The organism is Corallococcus sp. M7, from assembly GCF_054512695.1.
In genome coordinates, this window is sequence record NZ_CM137252.1 from 7,851,888 (window position 1) to 7,878,323 (window position 26,436).

Below are 26,436 nucleotides of genomic sequence, written 5' to 3' on the forward strand. Positions count from 1 at the left end.
GACCGGGTCGTGGCGCCCGCTCATGGCCGTGGGAGTCGTGTCGCTGCTGGGCGCTGGCGTGAGCGCCCATGCCCAGACGACCGCGAGCAATACGACGGCCGCGACTGCACCGAGCACTGCGACGGCATCGAGCGCTGAGGCTGCTCCGCGCGCGGCGACGACCGCGAGCACCGCGACTGCACCGAACACCGCTACGGCATCGAGCACTGCGACGGCATCGAGCACTGCGACGGCATCGAGCACTGCGACGGCATCGAGCGCTGAGGCTGCTCCGCGCGCGGCGACGACCGCGAGCGCCGCGAAAGGCGCGACGGCTTCGAAGCAGGACGCGGCCCGCGGTGCGATTCGCGCGAAGGGCGCCACGCGGCCCGCGCCGGAGCGCATCCCCCAGGAGGATCCATCCGTGAACCTGCCTGAGCAGTCGGGGTGCCGCGTGGACGCGCGCTTCTCCGGGCTGTGGCCTCGCGTGGACGCCGTGACGTTCCACCCCACCACGCTGGAGGAGCGGACCGCGTTCTCGAAGCTCATCCCCGCGCTGCTGGCCGCCGCGCCGAAGCAGAAGGACGTGCCTCCTGAGCTGACGAACGTGGCCGCGTCCGTGGGCTTCTTCCTGGAGACGTGGACCACGCCGCGCGACACCTTCTGGGTGCTGCGCGAGCGGCCGGACCGCTACCACGGCGCGGGCGCGTATGTGATCCGCACGGGCGAAGCGACGAACGACGTCGTGCAGGTGCCGCACCCCTACTTCGACATCGGGACGGAGGACATCGGCTCCGCCCTCTTCGTCTGCCCACCCGAGGGCCACGCGCCGCGCCTGTTCATGACCGCCACCGCGCACCGCTACAAGGGCACGCCCGGTGAGACGCCCGAGGATCCGGAGCACCCCGCGGACGTCGCGCACAACCCGGAGCACCTCTTCCAGACCGTGACGGACCTGGCCGCGCGACAGCTCGTCGCGCCGCGCGTGGTGCAGTTGCACGGCTTCGGCGAGTCCAAGGTCCAGAAGGGCCGCACGGAGAAGCTGGCGGCGGTGATCAGCGACGGGACGCGCAGGCCCGGGAGGTGGGCCCGGCAGGTGGCCACACCGCTGGAGGAGGCGCTCGGTCCTGGAGTGAAGCTGTACCCGGACGGCGTGCAGGTGCTCGGTGGGACACAGAACGCGCAGGCCCGTCTGCTCCAGGCCTACCCGCAAGCCCGCTTCCTGCACCTGGAAATGTCATCCCGTACGCGCAAAGCGCTGGCGACCCCGGCGCGTCTGGACCGGCTGGCCCAGATTCTGTTCGCACCCTTGGAGGACTGAGCGCCGATGTTTCCTGTTCGACGCCGCGCCCGTTACACCCTGCTCGTGGGAGCGCTCGCGGCGCTGCCCGTCATCGCGCAGCCCACCGTTTCCCAGCCGTCCGTCATCGCCCGCAGCGAAGAGGGCATGACCTGGCAGCCGCGCGCCATCCGGGGCCCGGTGGCGCTGAACGACCTCCGGGGCCAGGCGCCCTACGTGCCGGGCGGCGTGCCTCAGGTGACGGGCGCGATGGAGGTGAGCGCCCAGAAGGGCGCGGCCGTGTGGCTGGGCCCGCTGGACGTGGTGCGCGTCACCGGCCCCGCCGGGGCGCTGCGCTTCACCCGCGTGCCGCTGTCGGAGGGCGGCGAGGCACCCGAGCTGCGCGTGGAGGAGGAGGGCGTATCGGAGCGTCCGGGCCGCTGGTACCTGGCGGAGCCCATGGGCGCCGGCAGCATCTGGTGGGTCACGGCGACGAAGAACGCCCGCATCACCGTGGAGCGGCCCACGCACACGTCCACGGCGCGCACCGAGGAGCGGATGCGGGACGCGCTCCTCAAGTGGGTGGACGGCAAGGGGCCGCGCCCGGCGCTGGCGTTCGACGCGGCCACGCGCGCGCGGCTGGACGTGGACGCGGCGCTGGAGGCGGAGCTCGTGAAGGACGAGCCTGAGTCCTCGCCCTTCCGGACCGCGGTGCGCGACTGGCGCAAGGCCTCCGCGCTGCGCGAGTGGGCGCTGGTGTCGCCGCTCTACGGCCGTGCGGTGCGCGTGGAGCGTCCGCGTCCCGCCGGCACGGAGGTGGTGCTGGACGGAATGGACGCGCCCTGGGTTCGCCCGGAGGGCAAGGGGTCGGTCTGGGCGCTGGAGATGGAAGGCCCGGGCGTGCTGTCACTGGAGGCGCGCGCCGTGCTGGGCGACGGCTCGCCCGCCGAGGCACCGACGGTGGAGGTGTACGGCGTGGGCGGAGTGCTCGCGCAGGCGCAGCTCACGCCGCAGCCCGCGTGGGCGGAGGCCGCCGAGGGCGCGGCGCTGCCGGACGGGCGCATCGCGCGGGTGCTCCCGTCGGGTGAGCGCGTGGGCATCGCGGAGGAGATGCGCGTGGCGCTGCCTCCGGGCAAGCACAACTACCGCGTGAGCTGGAAGGGCCCCGCGCCGCTGATGCGTGCGCGCGTCGCCACGCGCCGGCCCACGCTGTCCGAGGCGCTGTCGCACCAGACGCACTGGACGGAGATGGCGGAGAAGGCGTGGGAGGTGGTGAAGAAGGACCCCGCCGCCCGCCCGTCGCTGCTGCGTCAGCGGCTGGTGGCGCTGATGCCGGACCTGGCGCGAGGCACCTACGGACGCATCAAGACGGAGGGCCTGTCGCCGCTGCTGACCGCGATGGCGGCCCTGGTGGATGGCGACACGGACGTGGCGGTGGAGGCGCTGAAGGGCGCGGATGCATCGCCGCTCGCGTGGCACCTGCGGCTGCTCACCGCGAAGAAGCTCATCGACGCGAACAAGCCGGACGTGGCGCACGCGCTCCTGGGCACCGCGCCCGCGCTGCCGGAAGCGGGCTTCCTCACCGCCGAGGCGTCGGAGCTGGTGGCCCGCCTGCCGCTGGGCGACCCGCTGCGCAGCCGCGAACTGGCCGCGCTGGAGCTGGCGTGGCGCGCGGATCCGCTGTCGGAGGACATCCGCCGCGGCTACCGCACCGCGTGGTGGCGCGCGAGCCGCTGGTCGCAGGTGACGCCCGCGCCCCGCGACGACGGGACCGAGGTGAAGGCCTCGCACTGGCTGGACCTCCAGGGCATGGAGGCCGATGCCTCGATGACGGGCAGCGCGCTGTGGCCGCTCGCCGCGGGAGGCACCACGCACGTGCAGGCCACGGGGCTCGCCGAGGCCCCCACCCTGCTGCGCGCCTACGTGATGACGCCGCCGGGCGCGAAGGCGAACCCGGTGCTGCGCGTGGGGAGCAACGCCTTCCCGCTGCTGCCGCTGTCCGCGGTGGAGCCGGTGGAGATTGCCCTGCCGCCGGGCGAGCACGCGCTGAAGCTGGAGGGCGTGGAGGGCACGCGCGCGTTCCTGTCGCTCGCGCCCGCGAAGGCGGAGGGGACGCCGGGCGAAGTGGGCTACGTGCGCACGCAGTGGCCGGTGAAGGTGGAGAAGAAGGCGGTGCGCTTCCGGGTGCCGGACGCGAAGCTGCCCTCCCCGGTGCGCGTGCAGCTGCGTCCGTTGAATGCCACGGCGGGCAAGCCGCTCGTGGTGCGCATGAACACGGACGTGGGCCATCCGCGCCGGCTGGTGCTGATGCCTGGCGCCGCCAGCGCGCGTCACGTCGCGCTGGAAGGAGCGAAGGGAACGTCGTCCGCGCCGGTGTCCGCGGTGGTGACGCTGCCCGCGCAGGCGCGAGAGGTGTGGTTCGAGCCCGAGGATCCGAAGGCACAGCTCGCCGTCTCGCTGTCTGTGCGCCGCGCGGAGGTGGCGACGTCGGAAGAGTCCCCTGCCCTGCCGCAGCAGCCGCAGGCCGGCACGGCGTACGAGACGCTCCAGGCGCTCTCCCGCGAGCTGCGCAAGGGGCCCGATGACGTCGAACCGCGCCTCGCGCGCGCCGAGCTGCTGTCGTCGTTGCAGGAGGACGGCTTCGCCCGCGCGGACGTGGGCCGGCTGTTGGACGCGCAGGCGAAGCTGACGCCGGAGCAACAGCGGCGCCTGCTCGCGCTGATGGACCGCCTGTCGCAGACGGCCCCGCGCACGGTGCGCTTCGCACAGGCCATCACCCAGCCCACGCTCGTGTCCCCTGCCTTCCCGGCGCTGGACATGAACGCCAGCGCCTCGGCGAGCAACAGCAGCACGGGCACACAGGCCAACGATTCGCTCGCCGCCACCGGCGCATCGGCGCGCAATGGCAGCACGGTGCCGGCTGGCAACGCGTCGCTCGCCACGCTCAGCGCCCAGGCCCGTGAAGGTCACACGGATGCGGCGCTCGCGGCGGTGTCGGGAGACAAGAGCCTCGCGGGCCGCTACCTCCGGGCCCGTCTCCTGTCGGCCTCGGGTGAGGACGCGGCGGGCGCGCTGGCCATGGCGGCGCTGTACCGCGAGACGGGCCTGCCGCAGGTGGGCCTGGAAGCGCTCGGCATGCTGGAGCGGCTGCAGGACTCGCCGCAGGCTTGGAAGGACGGCGGTGCGCCCCTGGGCGCGGCGCTCGCGAGTCAGCTCCAGGCCTGGGCGGATCATCCGGATGTCCGCCGCATGCGCTTCACCGCCGGCCGCTGGACGCGCTGGGAAGGCCTGCGCGACGCGGAGGAGACTGCGGGCTCACTCGTCGCCACGTCGGAAGCCGGCACGGACGACGAGGACGTCGCCATGTCCGTGCGCAAGGCGCTGCTCGCGCCCCCGTGGAAGTTGTCGGAGGCGAAGCTGCTGCCCGCCGGTGCCTCGCGCGTGATGAGCCTGGTGGTGAAGCAGCCCCGGCCTCTGGGCGCGGAGGTCCTCTGCGGCACCACCCCGCGTCCGGGCGTGGACGCCACCGGCACCTGCTCGTTCGCGCTCCGCGTGGACGGCCGCGTGGTCCGCGAGCTCCAGGTCGCCGAGGGCGAGACCGCCATCCTGGGCACGCGCCTGGACATCCCCGGCCGCCACCAGGTGGAAGTGGTGATGGCGCGCGCCGACACGCAGCAGACCGGTCTGGTGCGCTTCGTGGAGTCCGAGGAAGCCAGCACCACCGCCCGCGTCGTGGCCGCCCCGCAGCCCCTCTCCCTCCTGCGCAGCCGTCCGGGCGCGCCGGTGGTGATGACCGTGCTGGGCCCCACCGCCCTGCGCGTGCGCGCCACCGCCCTGGCCCCCACCGCGGGCCGCGAGCTGCTCCTGCGCAGCACGCCGCTGCCCTCCGGTGACGGCACCGGCGGCTCCAGCGCGGAGGAAGGTCCGCTCATGCACCTGGGCCTGCCCGAGGACGCCGACCCCGGCCTCCAGGGCGCGTCCCAGCCGCTGGGCCGCATGGGCGAGACCTGGCTGCTCTTGCCCTCGCGCGGTCCGCACCGCGTGAGCCTGGAGTCTCCCGCCGGTGAAGCCCTGGTGCAGGTGCAACTGGGTGTCGCATCGGATCCGAGCGCGCTCGCGGCCCCGTCGTGGGCCCAGGGCACCACGGGCCTGGAGCCGCTGCCCTGGCCCGCGCTGCCGCCCAGCCTGTCGCTGCTGCCGGAGGGCATGCCGCCCGAAGCGCGCACCGGCGGACTGGGCATGGTGTCCGCGGAGATGGGCTACCGCAGCGAGGACGTGCAGGAGGGCGAGCTGCTCAACCGCCCGCTCCAGACGGGCCTGGAGGTCCGCCTGTCCCTGCGCCGTGAGCTGTCCCCGGGCCGCGCGTGGCTGCGCTTCACGCCCGAGGCGCGCTACCCGCTGAACCGGTCCGCCGTGTTCGGCGGCACCGTGGCCGGCTACGTGAATCAACTGCCCGGCGACCTGCGCCTGTCCATGCAGGGCTCCGTGTTCTCGCAGTCCATCGACGGAGCCATGCGCTGGAGCGCGCGAGGCCGCGTGGCGGCGGACCGCTACGTGCGCCTGTCCCCGGACGTGGGCCTCATCCCCGGCCTGGGCCTGACGCTGGAGTCCATGCAGGGCGGCAGCGCGGTGGACGCCACGCGCTACGACCAGAACGTCTACTGGCTCTACGGCAAGGACCACCCGCGGCGCCTGTCGCCCCGGCTGTCGCTGCGCTGGCAGCCCTTCCAGGACCACGTGGCCACGCTGGGCATGTCCGCCGTGAGCAACGCGAACATCTACACGGTGGACAACGCGGGCGCCTACGCGAGCTGGGCGGCGCTGCTGGGCGGCAAGCTCCAGGGCACGCGCGTGGAGCTGGGCTACGGCGCGTCGCAGCGCTTCCAGGATGATCACCGCGCCACGGCCTACCTGCGCCACCGCGTGTCGGGCCGCCTGGATTGGAACGTGTGGATGGGCAAGGGCGGCAACCGCCTGATGCTCTTCGCGGAGGACCGCGCCTTCCTCTCCGGCCCGTACGGCATGCAGAACATGTTTTCACTCGGAGCGCGGTGGGATTGGACGGGTGGACGTGGGCTCCAGGACGTCACGCCCACCGAGGAGGAGTTCGAGGAGCTGCTCGATGAACGACGTTTGCAGCCCTGAGAGGGCGTGAGCTGTCCTGATCCGAACGCGTGCCTGGGGGGGCCGGGCAGGTTTCTCAAGCAATGAATAGCTCTGGCCGCGACATGCACCTGGCGAACGAACCTCTCGAATCCCAACTGCTGGAAGCCCTGCCCCCGCTGCACCGTCGCGTGCGCGGGGCCCAGGTCGAGGTCCTGGCCCAGCGTCTGCTGGAGTCGTGCCCCCGCCCCGCGGACCTGGACGGGCTGGCCCCGTGGCTGGGCGTCGCGCTGGAGGCCCTGGAGACGGAGCTGGCCGCGGTCCACGCGGAGATCGTCCAGTTCACCCGTCAGCACAACGAGGCGCTGGATGACGCCGCCCGCCGTCAGGTGCTGGTGGATCACATCAAGGCCACGGTGAAGGACCGCAAGGACCGCAAGGAGGACCTGCGCGCCCTGGACCGGTGGATGGGCTTCGACGCCCTGCGCGAGCGGCTGGAGAAGCGCCGCCACAAGCTGCTGATCGAAGAAGAGACGGCGCTCCGCGCGCTGACGGGCGTGCTGGGCAAGGCCCACGCGCAGGAGCTGCAGCCCGCCGCCGTGCCGCTGGCGAGGCAGCTCCTGGACCGCGCCGTGGACGCGCCCCGCGCACAGAACCGCGCCGCCGCGCTGGAGGCCTTCCGGCAGCTCGCGCAGACGGTGCCGGGCGTCGCCGCGTCGCTGCCCGAAGTGGGCCCCACACTGACGAGCCTCGCGGGCCAGGAGGACGTGAGCCCGTTCTTCCAGGCGGAGGCCCTGCGCGCGCTGCTCACGGTGGACTCGCTCACGGGCCTGGCCCTGCTGCGCCAGCGCCTGCGCGCGAAGGCCCCGTCGGAGAAGGACTTCCTCTTCCGCCGTCAGGTGCTGGAGCAGTGCGCGCCGCTCCTGTCGGAAGAGCACCGCATGCCGCTGCTCACCGAGGTCGCGCACCACGACCCGAGCGAGTACGTGCGCATGGGCCTGTGCGCCCTCATCGCGCAGCGCCCGGATGGACAGCCGCTGCTGCGCCGTCTGGCGGGTCTGGAGCAGGTGCCCGCCGTCGCGGGCCAGACGCTGTCGGAGCCGAGCCCGCGCGTGCGCACCGCCGCCGTGCTGGCCGCGGTGGACGCGGCGCTCGCGGCTCCGAAGGTGAAGGGCCCCGCCCTCCAGGTGCTGGTGGACGTGCTCGGCCGTGACACCGCGCCGCTCGTGCTGCGCGTGTCGTGTGAGCGCGCCGCCGCGCTGGCCGAAGCGCTGGGCGCCGCCGGACTGGGCCCCGCGCACGCGGCGCTGCTGGACGCGGTGGAATCCCTGGCGACGCAGCCGGGCGCCACGGGGCCGGTGGTGGAGGCCGCCGCCGCCGCCGCGCAGGTGCTGCGCCGGGTGAAGGACCCGGTGCGCCAGGCGTGGACGGCGTTCCTCGCGGGCCGCGTCTCCAAGCTCCGCCCGGGAAGCCGCACGCGCATCCCGCTCCAGCCCGCGCCGGAGAGCCTGCCGCCAATGCCCGAGGGCCCCGCGTGGCTGGGCGCCATCCTCGCGGACCTGTCGCAGGACGGGCACGGGCTGTACGCGGAGCGCACGGACAAGACCCTGACGCTGTGGCACGGCGACCGGCAGGAGCGCCGCCTGTGGCGCATGTGGCACGAGCTGGGCCGCCCCGCGCCGAACAAGCGCCAGGCGTTCCTGCACACCACCGGCCGCGTCATGTCCGGCACGCTGCGCGCGCACCCGGGCCACCTGGACGAAATCACGGAGACGCTGGTCCCCGGCGAGCGCGTCCACGTGGCGAGCCAGGGCAGTTGGGGCCGTCACCTGCCCACGGTGGACGACCTGCTGGACATGCCGCTGTCGAAGGACGGCAAGGTCCACCTGTTCAGCAGCCACGGCGAGACGGTGCTGGTGCCGCCCGCCTCGCGCCTGCGCCGGCTGACGAACCGCCTGAAGGTGTCCAAGGACTACCGCCGGCTCGCGTCGCTGCGGCTGGACTCGCTGGGAGGCGAGGAGCCTCGCGAGCGCCGCCGCTTCGTGGAGCAAGTGGAGCGCGAGCTGGGCGTCCAGGTGCGCTTCACGCCCTACGGTCAGCACAAGCAGGTCCCCGCGCCGCTCGCCACGCTCTTCCACGAGCCGGAGGCCGCGCCGAAGCCCACGTCCACGCTGCACACGCCCGCGGTGCTGGGCCTGCAGAGCGGGTTCCTGGCGCTCCTCACTGAGCGCATCATGGAGAACGAGGGCTACTTCCTGGGGATGGGAGGCAACGGCATCGCGGCGCTGGGCCTCTTCACCGCGGCGCTCTTCTCCATCTTCCTGGGCGACACGTACGTGAAGCGCCAGAGCGTGCGGAAGTCCCGGGAGAAGATCCCGCTCGTCATCGGCGGCTGGGGCACGCGCGGCAAGTCCGGCACGGAGCGCCTGAAGGCAGCGCTCTTCTCCGGCATGGGCTTCGAGGTGTTCGCGAAGACGACGGGCTCCGAGGCGATGTTCGTGCACAGCGCCCCGGGCGCCGGGCCGTCCGAGTTCTTCATCTTCCGCCCCTACGACAAGGCCACCATCTGGGAGCAGAAGGACATGGTGGAGCTGGGCGCGCGCCTGGGCACGGAGGTGTTCCTCTGGGAGTGCATGGCGCTCCAGCCGAACTTCGTCGAGCTGCTCCAGAACGACTGGATGAAGGACGACTTCGCCACGCTGACCAACGCCTATCCGGACCATGAGGACATCCAGGGTCCGGCGGGCATCAACGTCGCGTCCGTCATCACCAACTTCATGCCCAGGGGCGGCCGGGTGGTGACGACGGAGGACCACTTCCTCCCACTCTTCAAGCAGGCGGCGCAGGAGAAGGACACCACGCTCCTGCACAGCGCGTGGTGGGAGGCGGAGCTGATTCCGGAGGAGTTCCTCGCCCTGTTCCCCTACCGCGAGCACCCGCGCAACATGGCGCTGGTGGCGACGCTGGCGGAGCAGCTCGGCGTGTCGCGGCCGTACGCGCTGGCGCTGATGGCCGAGCACGTGCAGCCCGAAATCGGCGTGTTGAAGGTCTTCCCGCCGGCGAAGGTGCGCGGGCGTCAGCTCCAGTTCATCAACGGGCACTCGGCGAACGAGCGCACGGGCTTCATGAACAACTGGATCCGCACGGGCCTGGGGGACGTGGATCCGGACGCGAACCCGGAGCGCGCGGTCATCACGGTCATCAACAACCGCTGGGACCGCGTGTCACGCTCGGAGGTCTTCGCGCGCATCATGGTGGAGGACGCGCCCGCGGACCGGCACGTGCTCATCGGTACGAACCTGGAGGGCCTCCAGAAGTACGTGCGCGACGCGTTGGACCGGCACCTGCTGAGCACGGAGGTCGTCGCCGCGGAGGAGGTCTCCAGCCCCGAGGGCCAGGCACGCGCGGAGGCCCGGCTCGCGAAGGAGCTGGCGAAGCTGAAGGTGCCGCGTCCCACGATGGCGACGTTCATGGACCGGCTGGAGCGGTACGCGGCCGGCGCGGGCCTCCAGGCCACGGCCACGCTGGCGCTGACGACGGCGGTGGGGAAGGCGCTGGAGGGCGGAGACGACGACGTGGGCGTGGAGAAGGTGCGCCGCGCGCTGGAGCGCGAGGTGGGCCCGCTCATCGACGAGGCGCTGTCCCCGGCGACGCGCGCGCTGCCGCAGGCGCTGCCCGAGGTCCTGACGGCCGCGACGAAGGACGAGGTGCGCGAGCACGCGCTGTACCTGCTGGCGCGCATGGCGGTGCACGCGCGACTGAAGGCGCTCTTGCCCCGGGGTGAGGCGGACGCGCAGGGCCGCGTGAAGGCGTTCCACGCGAAGTTCCGCGATGCGTACAAGGCCATGATGCTGGAGCAGCTGGTGCCGGTGTCCGACTCGCAGGCGACGGGCGACCAGGTGGTGGACGCGTGCGCCCGCGCGGTGGCGCCCGGGATGCAGGTGAGCATCATGGGCGCGCAGAACATCAAGGGCACGGGCCTGGACTGGGTGTACCGCTGGATGGCGCTGGACCGGGTGACGACGGCGCTGAAGGCGCTGGAGGGCACGTCGGTGGAGGCGCGGCGGCGGGCGCTGGAGTCGCTGGAGACGTTCGACGACTCGGGCTTCGTGGACGCGGGCCTGGCGCGCACGGTGCTGCCGGGGCTCGTCAGCAAGGCCGCGTCGCCGGACGAAGCGGACCGGCTGCGCAAGCTGGCGGAGCGCGCGAGGGCGCGGCACGAGCTGAAGATTTCGGCGCTGACGCACACCGCGGCGGGCGGCGCGACGCAGGTGGTGGTGCGCAAGCTGGAGAAGGTCTTCGACTACCTGGACAGCGTGACGCGCCGCCGGCTGAGCGAGATGCTGCTGGAGGACCTGGAGACGGGCCGCGTGTCGCACGCACGCGCGGCGGTGGAGACGCGCAAGCTGTACGAGCGCCAGAAGGGTGGCTGGCTCTTCCGCGGCCTCAAGAAGCAGCCGAAGCTGGCGCCGGTGCCGGTGGTGGAAGCGCCCACGCCCGTCATGCCGGCTCCCGCGGAGGCGGTGTTCAAGACGACGGTGGAGCTCCCCAGCACCAAGGTCCCGGTGCAGGTGCACCACGTTCCCCTGGACACCAACGCACTGACGAAGGTCGAGGGCCCCGTGCTGCTGCGCGACGAGCCCTTGAAGAAGCAGGGACCGGACGTGCTGGGGACTGAAGCGGCGGATGACGCCGGCGAGCCCCTCTCCTGAGTCCCCCTGAGCGAGACACCCGAGGAGCGATGTTCATGGAGGAGAGTCCCATCACGGACGCGATGCTCGGGGAGCGCGTCCCTTCCCTCCCCCGCCTCAACGCGGTGGAGCAGTTGCCGCGCGGGCGCGTGGAGCCCCTGTGCGTGGAGGAGGTCCGGAGTCTCGCGGCCTTCGATGCCTTGGAGGCGGAGTGGAACGCGCTGGTGAAGCGCGTGGATGACCAGGTGTTCCACCGGCACGAGTTCGTGCGCTGCTGGCTTCAGCACTTCGCGCCCGGTGCGGCCCTGCGCATCCTCACGGCGAGGAACGCGCTGGGCGTGCTGGTGGCGGTGCTGGGGCTCCAGGAGGAGCAGGGCCACCAGTACGGCGTGCCGGTGCGGCAGTTGTCGTCGCTGACGAACAAGCACTCGTGCCGCTTCGACCTGGTGGCGGAGGAGCCCCGGCGCGCCGCGGTGGCCTTCCTGTCGCATCTGATGGGCGACCCGAGCTGGCAGGTGCTCCGGCTGTCGGACGTGCCGGAGGGCGGCGCGGCGTGGGAGCTGCTCAACGCGGCGAGGGGCGCGGGGATGCCGTGCGGCGCATGGCCGAGCTCGCGCTCGCCCTATCTGGTGTTGCCCTCCACGGTCGCGGCGTGGACGAAGGGCCGGAGCAACGCGAAGCCGCTGCGCAGAAGGCGCAGGCGCCTGGAGGAGAAGGGCCGCGTGGAGGTGGAGCGCGTGGCCGAAGTGGAGGGCCTGGGGTCGAAGTTGGAGGAGGCCTTCGCACTGGAACAGAGCGGCTGGAAGGCGCGGGAGGGAACGGCCATCGCGCAGGCGGAGCACCGGCGCGGCTTCTACACGGGGCTCGCGCACATGGCGGCGGAGCGTGGCTGGCTGGGGTTGTATTTCCTGCGCCTGGACTCACGTCCCATCGCCTTCCAGTACGGGCTGGAATACGCCGGTCGCTACCTGGCGATGAAGCCGGGCTACGACGAGTCGTTGGCGGAGGTCAGCCCGGGGCACCTGTTGACGGAGAACCTGATCCAGGACTGCATTGGAAGAGGCCTGGGTGAGCTGGACCTGTTGGGAGATGATGCTCCCTACAAGCGCGAGTGGACGGATCAGGTCCGGCAGCACCACTGGCTGTTCATCTACCGGGACACATGGATGGGGCAGACGTTGCAGCGCTCGAAGTTCCGTTGGGCCCCGGTGGCGAAAAGGATGGTGGGCAGATGGGTCCGACGGCGCTGACGTTCTACCGGGCCGCGAAGCGGCTCCAGGCGCTCCCGAGGCTCGCGAACATGGTGGCCACGGTGGGCGACCGCATCCACAACAGCCACGTGGACACGAAGGCCGTGCTCCACCCCTCGGTGGAGCTGGGCTACGGAGGCATCGGCGTCATCATCGCGCCGGGCGTGGAGATTGGAGAGAACAGCTTCATCTCCCAGAACGTGAGCCTGGAGCCCCTGCCCGGACGCGTCGGAGTGCCCCGCGTGGGCCGCGACGTCTACATCGGCGTGGGCGCCCAGGTGCTGGGCCCGGTGGTGATTGGCGACGGCGCCAAGGTGGGCGCCAACGCCATCGTGCTGGAGGACGTGGCGCCCGGAGCCACCGTGGCAGGGATTCCGGCGAAGGAGCTGAAGCGCCAGGCCCCGCCCACGGGGACGTGAGGCGTCACTCGCCCTTGGGCATCTTCAGCGCCATCGCGACCAGCGAGAGGGTCAGGTCCTCGGGCTGGTAGGGCTTGAACGGGTTGAGCGTCGTGCCGGTGGAGTCCAGGTGATCCAGGCCGGACAGGGTCACGGACTTGGAGCCGGGGATGAACGCGTCCTGCGGGAGCACCAGGCCGTCGGACTTCACGCCGTAGCGCTGCTGCATGTACTCCTCCATGAGGAAGAGCGGCGACGTGGGGTTCGCGGTGGTGGAGGCCATGGACACGGTGGGGATGCCCTCGGGCATCGGGTGCTTGGCCAGGAACGCCTTGCGCGAGTCGTACGTCAGGTCCTCACCGGCCTGGATGCTGCCGCCGAGCGCCTCGACCGCGCCGCCCACGCCGTAGCGCACGAGCGGGTTGTCCAGCAGGTCCTGCGCCATGGGCGAGCCGCCGTAGGGCGACTGGATGGTGACCAGCGCGCGAACGTGCTCCTTGAGCTCCGGGTACATGGACAGCGCCGCCGCGGAGTCCAGGCCGCCCTTGCTGTGGCCGATGAGCACCACCTGCTTGCCGTTCTTGGAGGCCTCGAGCACGGCCTGACGAACGATGGCGGCGTTGTGCTCCACGCCCATGTCCGTGTCGACGGGAACGCGGCCGACCTGGAGGCCCTGCGCTTCGAGCGCGTCCAGGTTCTTGTCGAAGTAGATCTGCTTGGGCGCGGCCTCGGAGAGCAGACCGCCCACCGCCAGGAACACGCAGTCCTTGGCCTCGGGGGGCATCACGTTCTGGCCCGCGCGCACGGCCTGGTTGATCTTCATGAACTCCGCGGTGGAGTCCTTCGCCGGCGGATACGCCTTCTGGATCCACCCGATCTTGTCCGCCTCGCCCTTGCCGGGCCAGGGGAGCGGAATGCGCAGGGCATTGGCCTGCTGCAACCCCGCCGGAGCGCCCGACGTGAAGCTGTCCCCCTTCACGATGGCGTTGAAGCCCTGAGCGCCCCGGGCCCGGACAAGGGCTTCCGGCGTGGTCCGCGTCAGCGTGGACGGAGTGAGGCTGGAAGGGCGCGTGACCGTGACCATGAGGGACCTCGGAAGGGGGAGCCGAGTTGAGCAGCAGGGAGGCTTGCCTACATTGTCGGTAAATGGCGCCGGGAGTTGCGTGCCCGTTCCAAGTCCGTGAGAAGCCAAGACTCCGAGCGCGTGGCGCGGTGCGGCGCCGCCGGACGCAGGTGGAGCGGCGTCCTCGCAGGCATGCGTTCAGCGCTGAACGGATTCAGGCCGCCGCGGTGTTGTTGGGTCCCCATGACCACGGTACCAAGCCCCATGAACCTCCCCCTGCGTCCAAGTGGAATTCCCGCGGTGGGGGACCTGCCCTGGGGCTCCCACTTCTGCCAGTTCTACGGCGACCGGGACGACCTCGTGGACTCGCTGGTCCCCTATTTCAAGGCGGGCCTGGAGAACAACGAGCATTGCCTGTGGGTCACCTCCGAGCCGTTCGGCGCTTCGGATGCCCGGACGATGCTGCGCAACGCCGTGCCCGACCTGGACCAGCGCATGGTTCGGGGGCAGATCGAGATCATCGACCATCGCGACTGGTACATGCAGGCCGGGGGCAAGAGCGCCGACGAGGTGCTCCAGGGCTGGGTGGACCGGCACGGACGGGCGCTTTCGCAGGGATACGCGGGGCTGCGCCTGACGGGGAACACCTACTGGCTGGAGCGCCAGGACTGGTCCGGCTTCGTCGAGTACGAAGCCCGCGTCACCGACACCTTCAAGAGCCACAACATCATCGGGATGTGCAGCTACTGCCTGGACCGGTGCGGCCCGATGGACGTGCTCGACGTGGTCCGCAACCACCAGTTCGCGCTCATCCGGCAGGGCGGCGAATGGGAGCTCATCGAGAGCGCGTCGATGAAGAGCGCGAAGGCGGAGCTGCACAAGCTCAACGCCGAGCTCGAACAGCGCGTGCGGGAGCGGACGGCGGAGCTCCAGCTCGCGCTCCAGATGCGCGAGGAATTCCTCTCCGTCGCGTCGCATGAGCTGAAGACGCCCATCACCTCGCTCCAGCTCTACATGGAGAGCCTGCTTCGGGCCAACCAGCGGGGCTCCCTGACGCCCGACCAGGCGACGCCCAAGCTCCTCAAGGCCAAGGAGCAGTGCCGGCGCCTGGAGAACCTCATCAACAAGATGCTCGATGTCTCACGGGCCTCCGCATCGGAGGAGCCGCTGCCCATCGAGCCCGAGGAGGTCGACCTCGCGGAGGTGGCGAGGAGCGTGGGTGAGGTCTTCGTCGAGGGGCTCCAGCGCGCCGGCTGTGAGCTGCGCCTGCGGGCGGACCAACCGGCTGTCGGCCACTGGGACCGGATGCGCCTGGAGCAGGTGGTGACGAACCTGTTGTCCAACGCCATCAAGTACGCGCCGGGAGCCCCCGTGGAGCTGGCGGTGCACGCCAGCGAGGACCGCGCGACGCTGGTGGTCCGCGACGGTGGGCCCGGCATCCCCGAGGAAGCCCAGCAGCGCGTCTTCGAGCGGTTCGTCCAGCTCTCCCCCAAGTCCCACGCCGGGGGTTTCGGGCTGGGGCTGTGGATCGTCCGGAGCATCGTGGACGCACACGGCGGGAGCATCCACCTGGCGAGCAGGCCGGGCGAGGGAACGGCCTTCACGGTCGAGCTTCCGTCCCGGCGCAGCGCATAGGACGCCAGGCCACCCACAGGGGCCCTGGCCGCTCCCCTGCCCTCCTGTCGTCAGTCTTGCCTACATGGGTCGTCCCCCATGGGATGACCCGTCCAGGAACTGCTGCGCCCGGCCCTCTTGTGGCATATACCCACACCATGCCTTCCGCCCTCACCGCCTCCCAGATCCGCGAGGCGTTCCTCCAGTTCTTCGAGGAGCGCGCCCACCGCCGTGTGGCCTCCTCTTCGCTGGTGCCCGTTGGCGACCAGACCCTGCTGTTCACCAACGCCGGCATGGTCCAGTTCAAGGACGTCTTCACCGGCCGCGAACAGCGCGACTACCGCCGCGCGACCACCTCGCAGAAGTGCGTGCGCGCCGGCGGCAAGCACAACGACCTCGACAACGTGGGCTACACCGCGCGCCACCACACGTTCTTCGAGATGCTCGGCAACTTCTCCTTCGGCGACTACTTCAAGGCCGACGCCATCTCGTTCGCCTGGGAGTTCGTGACGAAGCGCCTGGGCCTGGCCATCGACCGGCTCGCCGTCACCGTGTTCAACGGCGAGAACAACATCCCCTGGGACGAAGAGGCCTTCGAGCTGTGGGCGAAGCAGGGCGTGTCTCGCGACCGCATCCTGAAGCTCGGCTACAAGGACAACTTCTGGGCCATGGGCGACACCGGCCCGTGCGGCCCCTGCTCCGAGATCCACTACCACCAGGGCGACGACATCCCCTGTGTCGAAGAGGCCGCGGGCCGCAAGTGCCAGGGCGTCGCGTGTGATTGCGACCGGTGGCTCGAAATCTGGAACCTCGTGTTCATGCAGTTCGAGCGCAAGGAGAAGGACGCGCCCCTCATCCCGCTGCCCAAGCCGTCCATCGACACCGGCGCCGGCCTGGAGCGCATCGCGTCCGTCGTCCAGGGCAAGCGCTCCAACTACGACACCGACCTCTTCCAGGGCATCCTCGCCACCGTCAGCCAGCTGTGCGGCAAGCCCTACACGCAGGAGACCGGCGCGTCCCAGCGCGTGGTCGCCGACCACGCCCGCGCCACCGCGTTCCTCGTGGCCGACGGCGTCCAGCCCTCCAACGTGGCCCGCGGCTACGTCCTGCGCCGCATCATGCGCCGGGCCATCCGCCACGGTGACACGCAGCTGGGCATCAAGGAGCCCTTCTTCTTCAAGGTCGTGGACCGCGTCATCGAGCTCATGGGCGACGCGTTTCCCGAGCTGCGTGACGGCCGCACCTTCATCCTCGAAGTGGCCAAGCACGAGGAAGAGGGCTTCCGCCGCACGCTCGACCGTGGCCTCAAGCTGATGGACGAGGAGCTGGCCAAGCTCCAGGCCTCCGGCGGCAAGCAGCTCTCCGGCGAGGTCATCTACCTGCTGCACGGCACCTACGGCTTCCCGTGGGACCTCACGCAGATCATCGCGCGCGAGCGCGGCTACGACGTGGACCTGGAGGGCTTCAACAAGCTCAAGACGGCGGACGACAACCCCGACTTCCTGCCCGGTGACAAGAAGTCCACCAAGGACGTCTTCCAGACCGTGCTCTCGCGCACCGCCCCCACCCAGTTCCTGGGCTACGACGGCGAGGGCCACGAGGGTGAAGGCAGCGTCATCGCGCTCGTGCAGGACGGCGTGGAGGTGCCCCAGGTCTCCGCGGGCGCCACGGTGGACGTCGTGCTGGACCGCACGCCCTTCTACGGCGAGTCCGGCGGCCAGCTGGGCGACACGGGCCGCATCGTCGCGCACGGCGGCAAGACCGTGGTGCAGGTGAAGGACGCGCAGCGTCCGGTGCAGGGCCTCATCGTCCACAGCGTGGAGGTGAAGGAAGGCACGCTGAAGGTCGGTGACATGGTTCAGACGTCCGTGGACGTGGAGCGCCGCAAGTCCATCCGCGCGAACCACTCCGCCACGCACCTGCTCCACAAGGCGCTCAAGCGCGTGCTCGGCGAGCACGTGAAGCAGGCGGGCTCCGTCGTCGCGCCGGACTTCCTGCGCTTCGACTTCTCCCACTTCTCCCCCGCCACCCAGGAACAGTTGGAGCAGGTGGAGGACCTGGTGAACACCTGGGTGCGTGACAACGCGGACGCCCAGACGCGCGTCATGAACATCGACGACGCGAAGAAGTCCGGCGCTGTCGCCATGTTCGGTGAGAAGTACGGCGAGACCGTGCGCGTCGTCACCGTGCACCCGGAATCCACGGAGCTCTGCGGCGGCACGCACGTGAAGCGCAGCGGCGACATCGGCCTGTTCAAGGTGACGAGCGAGAGCGGCGTCGCGTCCGGCGTGCGGCGCATCGTGGCCGTGACGGGCGTGGGCGCGCTCCAGTTCGTTCGCGAGCAGGAGCACGAGCTCAAGAAGGTCGCGGCGCTCCTGCGCACGAACCCCAAGGAGGTCGCCACCCGCGTGGAGGCCACCCAGAAGCGCGTGAAGGAGTTGGAGCGCAAGGTGGAGGAGGTCTCGGTGAAGGCCCAGTCGGCCTCGCAGAAGGACCTCATGGACCAGGCGCGCGAGGTCAACGGCATGAAGGTGCTGGCCACGCGCGTGGACCCCGCGGACGACAAGGTGTTCCGCGGCATGGCGGATCAGCTGCGCGACCGCATCGGCTCCGGCATCATCGCCATTGGCGGTGAGAAGGACGGCCGCGCCGTCATCCTGGTGGCGGCCACGAAGGACCTGGTCGCCAAGGGCATCAGCGCGGGCAACCTGGTGCGCGAGATGGCCAAGGAAGTGGGCGGCAAGGGCGGCGGCAAGCCGGACATGGCGCAGGCCGGTGGTCCGGACGCGGACAAGCTGCCCGTGGCGCTCGAGAAGCTCTACGAGCTGGTGAAGGGCGCGAGCCCGGCGTGAGTCCCCGCGCCGCATCCCGCACCCTGGCGTTCCTGACGGCGGCCCTCCTGTTGGGGGGCTGCACGAAGGAGGCCTCCACGTCCGAAGAGGGCCAGGAAGCCGACGCGCGCACGCTCCAGAAGCTGCGCGCGGAGGCGGACCGGGTGAAGCAGGGCGGCGCCGTGGCCACGCGTCCACAGCCGCCCCAGCGCGAGCCGGAGGAGTCGAAGCTTGCGGGCCTAGCCGCGGGCATGGGCGACAGCGGCCCGCGCAAGCTGCGGCTGCCCGAGCGCAACGACACCGTGCACGTGGACACGGTGGCGGTGAAGGTGACGGGGCTGGAGGCGTCGCACTCGGTGAAGGGCTCCGGCAAGGCGGGGCTGAGCCTCACGACGGAGGACCTGTTCCTGCGCGTGGAGCTCATCACCCAGAACGTGGGCGGGATGCCCGCGCCGCTGTCGCTGGAGGGCGTGAGAATCACGGACGCGAAGGGGCAGACGTATCCGCTGGCGCGTGACGCGCAGGCGGTGGCCGGCACGAAGCCCCTGCCCACCACGTGGGAGCCCTCACAGCGCACGGAAGTGGCGCTGCTGTTCGAGGTGCCGCCGGACGCCGTGCAAGACGATGGGCTGGCGCTCGTGGTGCAGGGCTCCGGCGGGGACGTGCGGATCCCCTTGCGATGACCGGGCCGGCCCCCAAGCTCCTCCCCCTGCGCATCCGACTCCCCTACACGGGGGAGGAGGAGTTCATCGAGCGGTATGGCTCGAACGTAGGGCGCGGTGGAGTGTTCGTGGCCACGCGAGCGCTCAAGCCGGAAGGCACGGGGCTGGCGTTCGAGTTCGTCCTCGCGGACGGCACGCGGCTCTTGCGCGGTGAAGGCGTGGTGCTGAAGGCGGACGCGGGGAGCGCACGCACCGGGATGACGGTGCGCTTCACCAAGCTGGACGCGGCGAGCAAGGCGCTCATCGATCGCATCGTCGCGAAGCGGAGCGGGTCGGAGGTGGCGCCGCCGGGGCTGGTGCGACGGACTCCTGCCATGAATCCGGCACGGCCTGCGTCAGGCAGCGAAGCGCCGGCACCGGTGGAGCCTCCGGCGAAGGTGGCCCCGGAGGAACCGTGGACGCGCACCACGCCGCCGAAGGCGTCCATGACGTTGCCGGCCGTGAAGCTGCCCGTCGTTGCCGAGCCGCCGCCGGACCTGGCGGAACCGGATGAGCCGGTGTCGCTGTTTCCGGAGCACGCGGCCGAAGAGGAAGAGCAACTGGCGCCACTCCTGCCGGCGGTGGACTTCCCTCGGAAGCCACGGAAGCGTCCGACCGGCCTGGATCCACAACGGGCAACCCAGGAGATGTTCACGGTCCAGCCGAGGACTCCCGTGTCCAGCGGAGTCCAGGCCGGCGAACGGACGCCCGCTCTCTCTGGCACCTTCGCGGCCGTGAGGGCGCCGGAGCCTTCCGCGGCTCCCCAGCAGGAAGAAGTGGCGACGAACGCGCCGGCGGATTCAGTCGCGGCCGATGCAGCGCGTGCTGAAGCTTCGGCTGAGGAGACGCCCGCCAGCGACGAGAACGCCGCAGCGGCTTCGTTTACCGACGCCTCTAGATGGGAGTCGACGCCAAGCACAGCGGACACACCGAGTGCTCCGCCTTGGAATGCGACCGCCACGGAGCAGCACGCCAGCGCAGAGAACGCCGCAGCGGCGTCATTCACCGGCGCCGAAACCTCTGCATGGGATTCGGCTCAGAGCACAACGGACGCACCGACTTGGGATGCGACCTCCTCGGAGGTGCCTGCCAGTACCGAGAACGCCGCAGCGGCTTCATTCACTGACGCCTCTGCATGGGAATCGACTCCGAGCGCAACGGACGCACCGACTTGGGATGCGACCTCCTCGGAGGTGCCTGCCAGTACCGAGAACGCCGCAGCGGCCTCATTCACCGATGCCTCCGCATGGGATTCGGCTCAGAGCACAACGGACGCACCGGCTTGGGATGCGACCTCCTCGGAGGTGCCCGCCAGTACTGAGAACGCTGCGGCGGCTTCATTCACTAACGCCTCCGCATGGGATTCGGCGCAGAGCACAGCGGACGCACCGCCTGCGCCAGAGGCCGATGACGGCCACGTGGAAGCGCAGTCAGCGGTATCTGATGGGGACGCCTTCGTTCCGGATGCACGCGAGGACGACGCGCATCCGCCGGAACCCGAGGCATCTGACGTTCCTGACGCTGGCGAAGCATCCGCGCACCACTTCACTCCCGCGTCGGTGGACGCGTTTGATCCGAACGCCGTGCTCGGAGCCGCGCACGATCCCGAGCATTCGGGGTGGAGCGCTGAGTACGCGACGGAGGAGACTGGCGACGCGGCCTCCGCGTTCACGGACACGACAGGCGAAGCGGAACCGGCGGCCGTATCCGGCGAGACGCAGGCGGACTCCAGCCCGTCGTTCGACTTCGACGTCGACCTCAGCATGGAGCCAGAGGAAGCCCCTGCCCCTGCGGACCGCACCTCCTCGTTCGCACCGGACTCCCCTGCGACGGAAGGCGCCTCGGACGCGACGCTCCCTCCGGAAGAGAAGCGCTCCTGGGCTCCCTCGGACTCCGACGCCGTCAGCGCCCACAATCCGGTCCATCCGGAGGCGAGCAGTGACTGGACGGCGCAGAGCTCCGACACAGAGGAAGCCTCTTTCGCGGCAACGCTGTCTTCGGAGGAGCACTCGGACTCCGATGCGGAGGGAGCCGCCGATACCGAAGCAGCGCTTCCCCCGCCGGAGCATTTCCCGGCCGCTCCGGACTTCGACGCATCAGCAGGATCGCAGGAGGAGGTTCTCCCTCCAGTAGAGACCTCCTCGGCAGTCACGGACTCCGACGCAGTAGAAGACGCTTCCCAGGCGACGTCGCAGCCCGTTGAGTTCCATGCGGCGGATGCTCCTCAGGAAGCAACTCCGAGCCAAAGGGAGGCAGAGCGCCTTCGCACCTGGGGCATCGACCCGGACTCCCTCCCGCGCGCGCTCAGCACGGATTCGGAGGACGTGGATCCGTTCAGCGCGGCGCTTGAACAAGCTGTCGGTGGCACGAGCACCGACGAGCCGACCACGGAGCCCGAGCGCGACACGCAGGCCGTTACGACTTCAGCGAATGCTCCTACGGCGCCCGAGCCCGTCCCCGCGCTTCCACTGGAAGAAGAGGACGCATCGACAGTCGTCATGGTCGAGCTGCCGACCGAGGATGCATGGACGGCGCTCGTCGGGTCTTCTGCATCCGAAGACACGACCCCGGCAGTGGCTGCGTCCGCGGAGGACGCTTCGCCCGAACTCGAATCGGCCCCGGTCCAAGCGCCGGAGCATGATGAGGCGCTCGCTTCGGTGCTGGCTGCGGAGTCCCGCGAAGAGACGCGGTCCGCATCCCCGGTAGCCCCCGCAACGGTGACACCCGGAGAGACTCCGGTTCCGACGGTGTCCACCCCAGCGGCCCTGGACGCCTCGAATGCGCTCGCTTCCGACACGAAGCCGCCCCTCCAGGTATCCACCGGCACCTCAGCCTCACCGGTCGCTTCGGGTGAAGCCACACAGCACACCGCGGCGGGTGCTCCCAGCAGCAATGAAGCGGTCGCGCTGGACAGTGCGTCCGACGAGCAACTGTCGCGAGAGTCCGCCGCAGCGCAGACCTCACGCGTCGACGAAGCTTCCGGTACGGACAGCTCGACTTCGGAACAGCCGCCTGCGCGGCTCTCCGCTGAGTCAGAGCCCGCCCCCGCCAGCACGCCTTCGCAGCAGGCATCCGTCACGGAGCCTCCGCGCGCCAACGAATCCACCGCGCCCGTCAACGCGGCGTCGGAACAACCAAGTCTCCGAGCATCGACCACCACAGAGTCTGCGCCCCCCAGCGCATCCACCGCGGTGATCAACGCGGCTTCAGCACAGCCGCAGCCACACGCATCAGCCGCGACAGAGGCTCCGCGTTCCAGCGAAGCAACCGGCCCCATCAACGCGGCTTCCGAACAACCGGCTCCTGAAGCATCGGCCACGGCAAAGTCCCAGCGCGCCAGCGAAGCCGCCACACTCATCAGCGCAGCGTTGGGACAACCATCGGCTGCGGCAGAGTCATCGCGCTCCACTGTGTCCATCAGCGTGGCGTCAGGACAGCCATCAATTGCCTCGGAGCCTCCGCGCGCCAACGAATCCACCGCGCCCGCCAGCGCGATTTCGGAACAGCCGAATCCTCAAGCATCGACTGCGACAGACGCCTCACGCGCTAGCGAATCCGCCGCGCCCATCAGCGCGACGTCGACCCAATCGCCTCCCCAAGCAACAGCCGCGACAGAGTCTCCGCGCTCCAGCGAAGCCAGCACAGCCGCGTCACAGTCGCCGTCCCAGTCCCCGCGCACCGACGAAGCCGCGCCGCCTTCCGCTGACCCACAGAGCACCACGCGCAGCCGCCGCCGCACGCTCTTCGACCTGACTCCCGCCGTGCCCGTCACCCCGCCCGCGCCAGCGGAGGTCGTGCTCGGCATCGACGTGGGCACTTCGCACGCTCGCGTCGCCGCGTTCATCGACGGCGTCGCCACGCCCATCCCCATCCCTGGCACTGATGGCGCGGGTCTTCCCTCCGTCATCGCGGTGAACAGCTCCGGAGAGGTCCTGGTCGGCACCGCCGCCCGCACCGAAGCCGCCAGCGCTCCCCGCCGCGCCGCGACCGGCCTCAAGCGCCTGCTCGGCGTGCGCGCCCGCTCCCCCAACCTGCGCTGGCTCTCCCCGCAGCTCACCTTCCCCATCGCCACCGACCGCCAGGGGGACGCGGGCGTGGAGCTCGATGGCCGCCACGTGGCGCCCACGCTCCTCACCGCGATGCTGCTGCGCGAACTGCACCAGGCGGCCACCACGCACCTGGGCCGCAAGGTGACGCGCGCCGTGCTCTGCGCGCCTTCGCACTTCACCGAACGCCAACGCGCCGCCCTGCGCGAGGCCGCCACCATGGCCGGCCTGGACGTGCCCCGCGTGCTCACCAACAGCGCCGCCGCAGCGCTCGCCTACGCATACGGCCGGGGCCTTGCCCGCAAGCGCGTCCTCGTCGTGGACCTGGGCGGCGGCGGGCTGGAGGTCTGCGTCGTGCAGGTCACCGGCGATGACCTGGAGGTCGTCACCACCGGCGGCGACCCCACCCTCGGCGGTATGGACTTCGACGGCCGCATCGCGGAGGCGCTCGTCAGCGACCTCGCGGAACAGGGTCACCCCCGCCCCGAACACCTGCTCGACTGGGGCCCCCTGCGCACCCTCGCGGAGTCCACCAAGCAGACCCTCTCCACCCGGGACAGCGTGGACGTCACCCTGCCCACCGGCCCCGGCCCCAAGCTCGACCGAGAACGCGTGGAGGCCCTCACCGCCGACCTCGCCCAGCGCGTCGTCTCCGTTACCCGCGAGGTGCTGGAGTCCAACGCCCTGTCCCCGCAGGGCCTGGACGCCGTGCTCCTCGTGGGCGGCCAGTCCCGCGCGCCGCTCGTGCGCCGCCGCCTGGAGGAGAGCCTGGGCGTGCCCGTGCGCGACGACGACGTGGACGCCCGCACCGCCGTGGTGCGCGGCGCCGCGCTGCTCGGTCACGCGCTCCTCTTGTCGGAGACCGGCAAGCCCGCCGCCAGCGTCTCGGAGGTCCTCACCTCCCCCATCGGCGTCGCCGAGGACGCCGGCACCTTCCGCCGCGTGCTGGAGCGCAACACCCGCCTGCCCACCGCGAAGACGCTCGTCATCCCCATCACCGCCCCCGGGCCGCTGGCGCTCGCCTTCTTCCAGGGCACCGCCGCCACCGCCATAGAGAACGAGTGGCTCGGCGCCCTCACCCTCACCGTGGAGCGCCCCGGCGAGGTGGAGGTGCACCTGGCGCTGTCCACCGACGGCACGCTCGCCTTCAGCGCCACCCTGCCCGGCGCGAAGCGGCAGCCGGTGACGCTCGCGACGGAGGAGCTGGACGACGCCTCCCGCGATGCACTCATCGCCCGCTCGCCCTTCCACACCGAACCGGAAGCCCGGCCGAGCGGCCTGCTTTCCGGTTTGAAGAAGCTCTTCGGCCGGCGCTGAGGCCCTCGGCCTCCTGCCTCCGTCCACAGGGCGGGTGCGCTGTCAGGCCCCACCGTCCCAGCTTCCATTCCAGGTCCCACACTTCAAGCGGGAGGAACCTGGTCATGAGACGGACTTCAATGGTGGCAGGACTGGTGGTGGCCGGCACATGCGTGGCGGGGCCGGCGCTCGCGATGGATGCGACCGAGGTGTCGCGCAAGCTCAGCTTCAGTGAAGAGGACGCCATGGCCGGCCTGGACGTGGGCGTGGGCCTGGGCGGCTTCACCGGCGACCTGGGGGATGAGACAGGCGTGGGCGCGCTCTTCAACATCACCGCCAACGCCCAGCCCTGGAAGTACATCGGCGTGGAGGTCGGCTACGAAGGCCAGAACATCCCCATCGACGATGCGCGCGTGCTCGGCGGCAATCACATCTTCCGCAACAACGGCACGTTCATGGGCAAGCTGGGCCCCATCGTCGACCACAAGTGGCACCCCTTCGTGGGTCTGGGCGTGGGCCTGAGCTACCTGCACGCGTCCTCGGGCTCCCAGGACGTCTACAACAACGACTGGCAGACGGAGATGCCGCTGGCCGCGGGCATCGAGTACCGCCTGGGCCACCTGTCCGCCGGCGTGCGCGCCTCCTACCGCTTCGTCGGTGGCGAGGAGCTCTTCGAGGTCCCCGGCACCAACGAGGACGCCAAGGGCAGCCTCTTCAACGGCAACATCACCGTGGGCGGCCGCTTCTAGCCGCCCCTCGCGTCCGCGGGACTCACGCCCCCGCGGACGCGTCACGGCCTCACAGCTCGAAGCGCGTCATCAGCACTTCCGGACGCGGATCTTCCTTCCACGCGTCCAGCACCGCCTGCGCCGGAGACCGGCCCGAAGCCGCCACCGCCTCCAGCGGCGCGAGCAGCGGCGCGTCCTCGGGGTCCAACCGCTGCAACCCCCGCTTCGCGATGGCCACCATCTCCCCGGCAAGCTGGTGCAGCGCGTGCGGCCCCAGCTTCCCGGCCAGGCCCTCGCGGCGCGCGGTGTCGTGGAACGCCAGGTGCTCCGTGAAGTTCAGCCGGGGCAGGAGCAGCTCCGCCTCCGCCAGCGCCTGCGCGTCGTAGAGGATGCCGCGCCAGAGTGCCCCCAGGGCCCCCGTCATCGCCGCGCTGGTACAGTCCGCGCCGCGCACCTCCAGCACCTTCTTGAGCCGCACCTCCGGGAAGAGCGTGGACAGGTGGTCCGTCCAGTCCCCCATGTCCGGCGGCTTGCCCTCGTAGCCCTCCTTCATGAGCTGGCGGAAGGTGAGCTTCGGGTGGCGGTACTCGCCCTCGCGGCGCAGGAACAGGAGCGGCGCGTCCAGCGCCCAGTCCACATACGCCTGATAGGAGAACGAGCCGTCGAACCACGACGGCAGGTAGCCGCAGCGCGTGGGGTCCACCTCTTCCCAGACGCGGCTGCGGAAGGACATGTACCCGGACGGCTTGCCCTCCAACAGCGGACTGTTGGCGTACAGCGCGACCAGCAGCGGCGTCAGGCGCGCCACCGTCACCGTCTTGCGCACACAGTCCGCCTCATCCGCCCAGTCCAGCGACACCTGACCGGTGGACGTCATCAGCATCATGTTCAGCGCCAGCCGGCCGCGCTCCGGCAGCGTGCGGCGCATCACCTGGTAGCGCGTCTTGGGCATCCAGGGCATCTCCCCGGTCGTCCCCACCGGCCGGTAGCCCAGCGCCACCAACCGCAGGCCCAGGGCGGAGGCCGCCGCCTTCGTCTCCTTCAGGTGCACCAGGTTCTCCTGGTGCGCCTCCCGCGCCGTGCGGAACGGGCTGCCGGACAGTTCGAACTGCCCGCCCGGCTCCAGGGAGATGGCCGCCATCCCGCGCTGCAGCGCGATGACCGGCGACTGGGGCGTCTCGCGGAAGCGCTCGTAGCCGCCCGGGGCGATGCGCTCCAAAAGGGCGCCAATCCCGCTCGGTCCCTCGTAGGTCGGGGGTTGGGCGGACCCCACGGGGTAGATGAACTTCTCGTGCTCCAGCCCGAGCCGATGCTCGGTCCGGGGCTTCTCCGCCTTGCGAAGCTCTTCCACCAGGGGAGCAGTGGAAGTGAGGGGCTCGGAGGCCACGCGCTTGAGGTCGAGGGACATGAGGGCGCCCTATATAACGGGGCCCGTTGGCCTTGCCCTCATTTGAGCA

Annotated in this window: 12 protein-coding genes and 1 pseudogene; 11 read left to right on the forward strand and 2 right to left on the reverse strand. The window is 71.0% G+C overall.

All coding sequences use genetic code 11. The features are described 5' to 3' along the window. Positions 1-22: 22 nt before the first annotated feature. The 5 genes from ACX114_RS31455 (at position 23) to ACX114_RS31475 (ending at position 12,721) form a co-directional block, all read left to right on the forward strand. Positions 23-1,300 (forward strand): hypothetical protein, encoded by a 1,278-nt coding sequence (locus ACX114_RS31455; protein ID WP_459290665.1) that lies wholly within the window; start codon positions 23-25, stop codon positions 1,298-1,300. Between the two features lie 6 nt (positions 1,301-1,306). Next, a complete protein-coding gene (locus ACX114_RS31460) occupies positions 1,307-6,403 on the forward strand; it encodes a hypothetical protein (protein WP_459290667.1) in 5,097 nt (1,698 codons plus the stop codon). A 62-nt stretch (positions 6,404-6,465) separates the two neighbouring features. After that, the gene (locus ACX114_RS31465; RefSeq protein ID WP_459290668.1) at positions 6,466-11,073 is read left to right on the forward strand and encodes a hypothetical protein; all 4,608 of its coding nucleotides are present in this window, start codon (positions 6,466-6,468) and stop codon (positions 11,071-11,073) included. A 35-nt stretch (positions 11,074-11,108) separates the two neighbouring features. Then, positions 11,109-12,302: a GNAT family N-acetyltransferase gene (locus tag ACX114_RS31470; protein WP_459290670.1), complete on the forward strand. Its 1,194-nt coding sequence runs from the start codon at positions 11,109-11,111 to the stop codon at positions 12,300-12,302. Beyond that, a complete protein-coding gene (locus ACX114_RS31475; RefSeq protein ID WP_459290672.1) occupies positions 12,284-12,721 on the forward strand; it encodes a serine O-acetyltransferase in 438 nt (145 codons plus the stop codon). The genes ACX114_RS31470 and ACX114_RS31475 overlap by 19 nt, the downstream gene beginning before the upstream one ends. Positions 12,722-12,725: 4 nt before the next feature. Here the strand turns inward: ACX114_RS31475 and ACX114_RS31480 are convergent, their stop codons facing one another. Further along, entirely contained in the window at positions 12,726-13,784 is a 1,059-nt protein-coding gene (locus ACX114_RS31480) for an esterase/lipase family protein (RefSeq protein WP_459290674.1), read from the reverse strand. A 243-nt stretch (positions 13,785-14,027) separates the two neighbouring features. On the opposite strand from ACX114_RS31480, the gene ACX114_RS31485 reads away from it, so the two are divergent. The 6 genes and pseudogenes from ACX114_RS31485 (at position 14,028) to ACX114_RS31510 (ending at position 25,000) form a co-directional block, all read left to right on the forward strand. Continuing rightward, entirely contained in the window at positions 14,028-15,398 is a 1,371-nt protein-coding gene (locus ACX114_RS31485) for an MEDS domain-containing protein (protein WP_459290676.1), read from the forward strand. A 137-nt stretch (positions 15,399-15,535) separates the two neighbouring features. After that, positions 15,536-18,229 carry an alanine--tRNA ligase gene (gene alaS / locus ACX114_RS31490; protein ID WP_459290678.1) on the forward strand — a complete coding sequence of 898 codons (2,694 nt, stop codon included), beginning with the start codon at positions 15,536-15,538 and terminating at the stop codon, positions 18,227-18,229. Beyond that, a complete protein-coding gene (locus ACX114_RS31495; RefSeq protein ID WP_459290680.1) occupies positions 18,226-18,891 on the forward strand; it encodes a hypothetical protein in 666 nt (221 codons plus the stop codon). Before alaS ends, ACX114_RS31495 begins: the two co-directional genes overlap by 4 nt. Further along, positions 18,888-19,127, forward strand: a pseudogene (locus tag ACX114_RS31500) (PilZ domain-containing protein); the annotation flags it as partial. The gene ACX114_RS31495 and the pseudogene ACX114_RS31500, both read left to right, overlap by 4 nt. A gap of 3,543 nt (positions 19,128-22,670) precedes the next feature. After that, positions 22,671-24,272: an Hsp70 family protein gene (locus ACX114_RS31505; RefSeq protein ID WP_459300330.1), complete on the forward strand. Its 1,602-nt coding sequence runs from the start codon at positions 22,671-22,673 to the stop codon at positions 24,270-24,272. Between the two features lie 104 nt (positions 24,273-24,376). After that, on the forward strand, positions 24,377-25,000 hold the full coding sequence (locus ACX114_RS31510; RefSeq protein WP_459290682.1) for an outer membrane protein: 624 nt from the start codon (positions 24,377-24,379) through the stop codon (positions 24,998-25,000). 49 nt (positions 25,001-25,049) lie between these two features. Here the strand turns inward: ACX114_RS31510 and ACX114_RS31515 are convergent, their stop codons facing one another. Continuing rightward, complete coding sequence (locus tag ACX114_RS31515; RefSeq protein ID WP_459290683.1) at positions 25,050-26,387, reverse strand: glutamate--cysteine ligase; 1,338 nt, start codon at positions 26,385-26,387, stop codon at positions 25,050-25,052. Between the last annotated feature and the right edge of the window lie 49 nt (positions 26,388-26,436).

Excerpts from the sequence above, each read along its gene's own strand:
- ACX114_RS31470 (WP_459290670.1), top strand. The coding sequence starts at position 11,109 with ATGGAGGAGAGTCCCATCACGGACGCGATGCTCGGGGAGCGCGTCCCT.
- ACX114_RS31465 (WP_459290668.1), top strand. The coding sequence starts at position 6,466 with ATGAATAGCTCTGGCCGCGACATGCACCTGGCGAACGAACCTCTCGAA.
- ACX114_RS31460 (WP_459290667.1), top strand. The coding sequence starts at position 1,307 with ATGTTTCCTGTTCGACGCCGCGCCCGTTACACCCTGCTCGTGGGAGCG.
- ACX114_RS31515 (WP_459290683.1), bottom strand. The coding sequence starts at position 26,387 with ATGTCCCTCGACCTCAAGCGCGTGGCCTCCGAGCCCCTCACTTCCACT.
- ACX114_RS31480 (WP_459290674.1), bottom strand. The coding sequence starts at position 13,784 with ATGGTCACGGTCACGCGCCCTTCCAGCCTCACTCCGTCCACGCTGACG.
- ACX114_RS31510 (WP_459290682.1), top strand. The coding sequence starts at position 24,377 with ATGAGACGGACTTCAATGGTGGCAGGACTGGTGGTGGCCGGCACATGC.
- ACX114_RS31475 (WP_459290672.1), top strand. The coding sequence starts at position 12,284 with ATGGGTCCGACGGCGCTGACGTTCTACCGGGCCGCGAAGCGGCTCCAG.
- alaS (WP_459290678.1), top strand. The coding sequence starts at position 15,536 with ATGCCTTCCGCCCTCACCGCCTCCCAGATCCGCGAGGCGTTCCTCCAG.
- ACX114_RS31485 (WP_459290676.1), top strand. The coding sequence starts at position 14,028 with ATGAACCTCCCCCTGCGTCCAAGTGGAATTCCCGCGGTGGGGGACCTG.
- ACX114_RS31455 (WP_459290665.1), top strand. The coding sequence starts at position 23 with ATGGCCGTGGGAGTCGTGTCGCTGCTGGGCGCTGGCGTGAGCGCCCAT.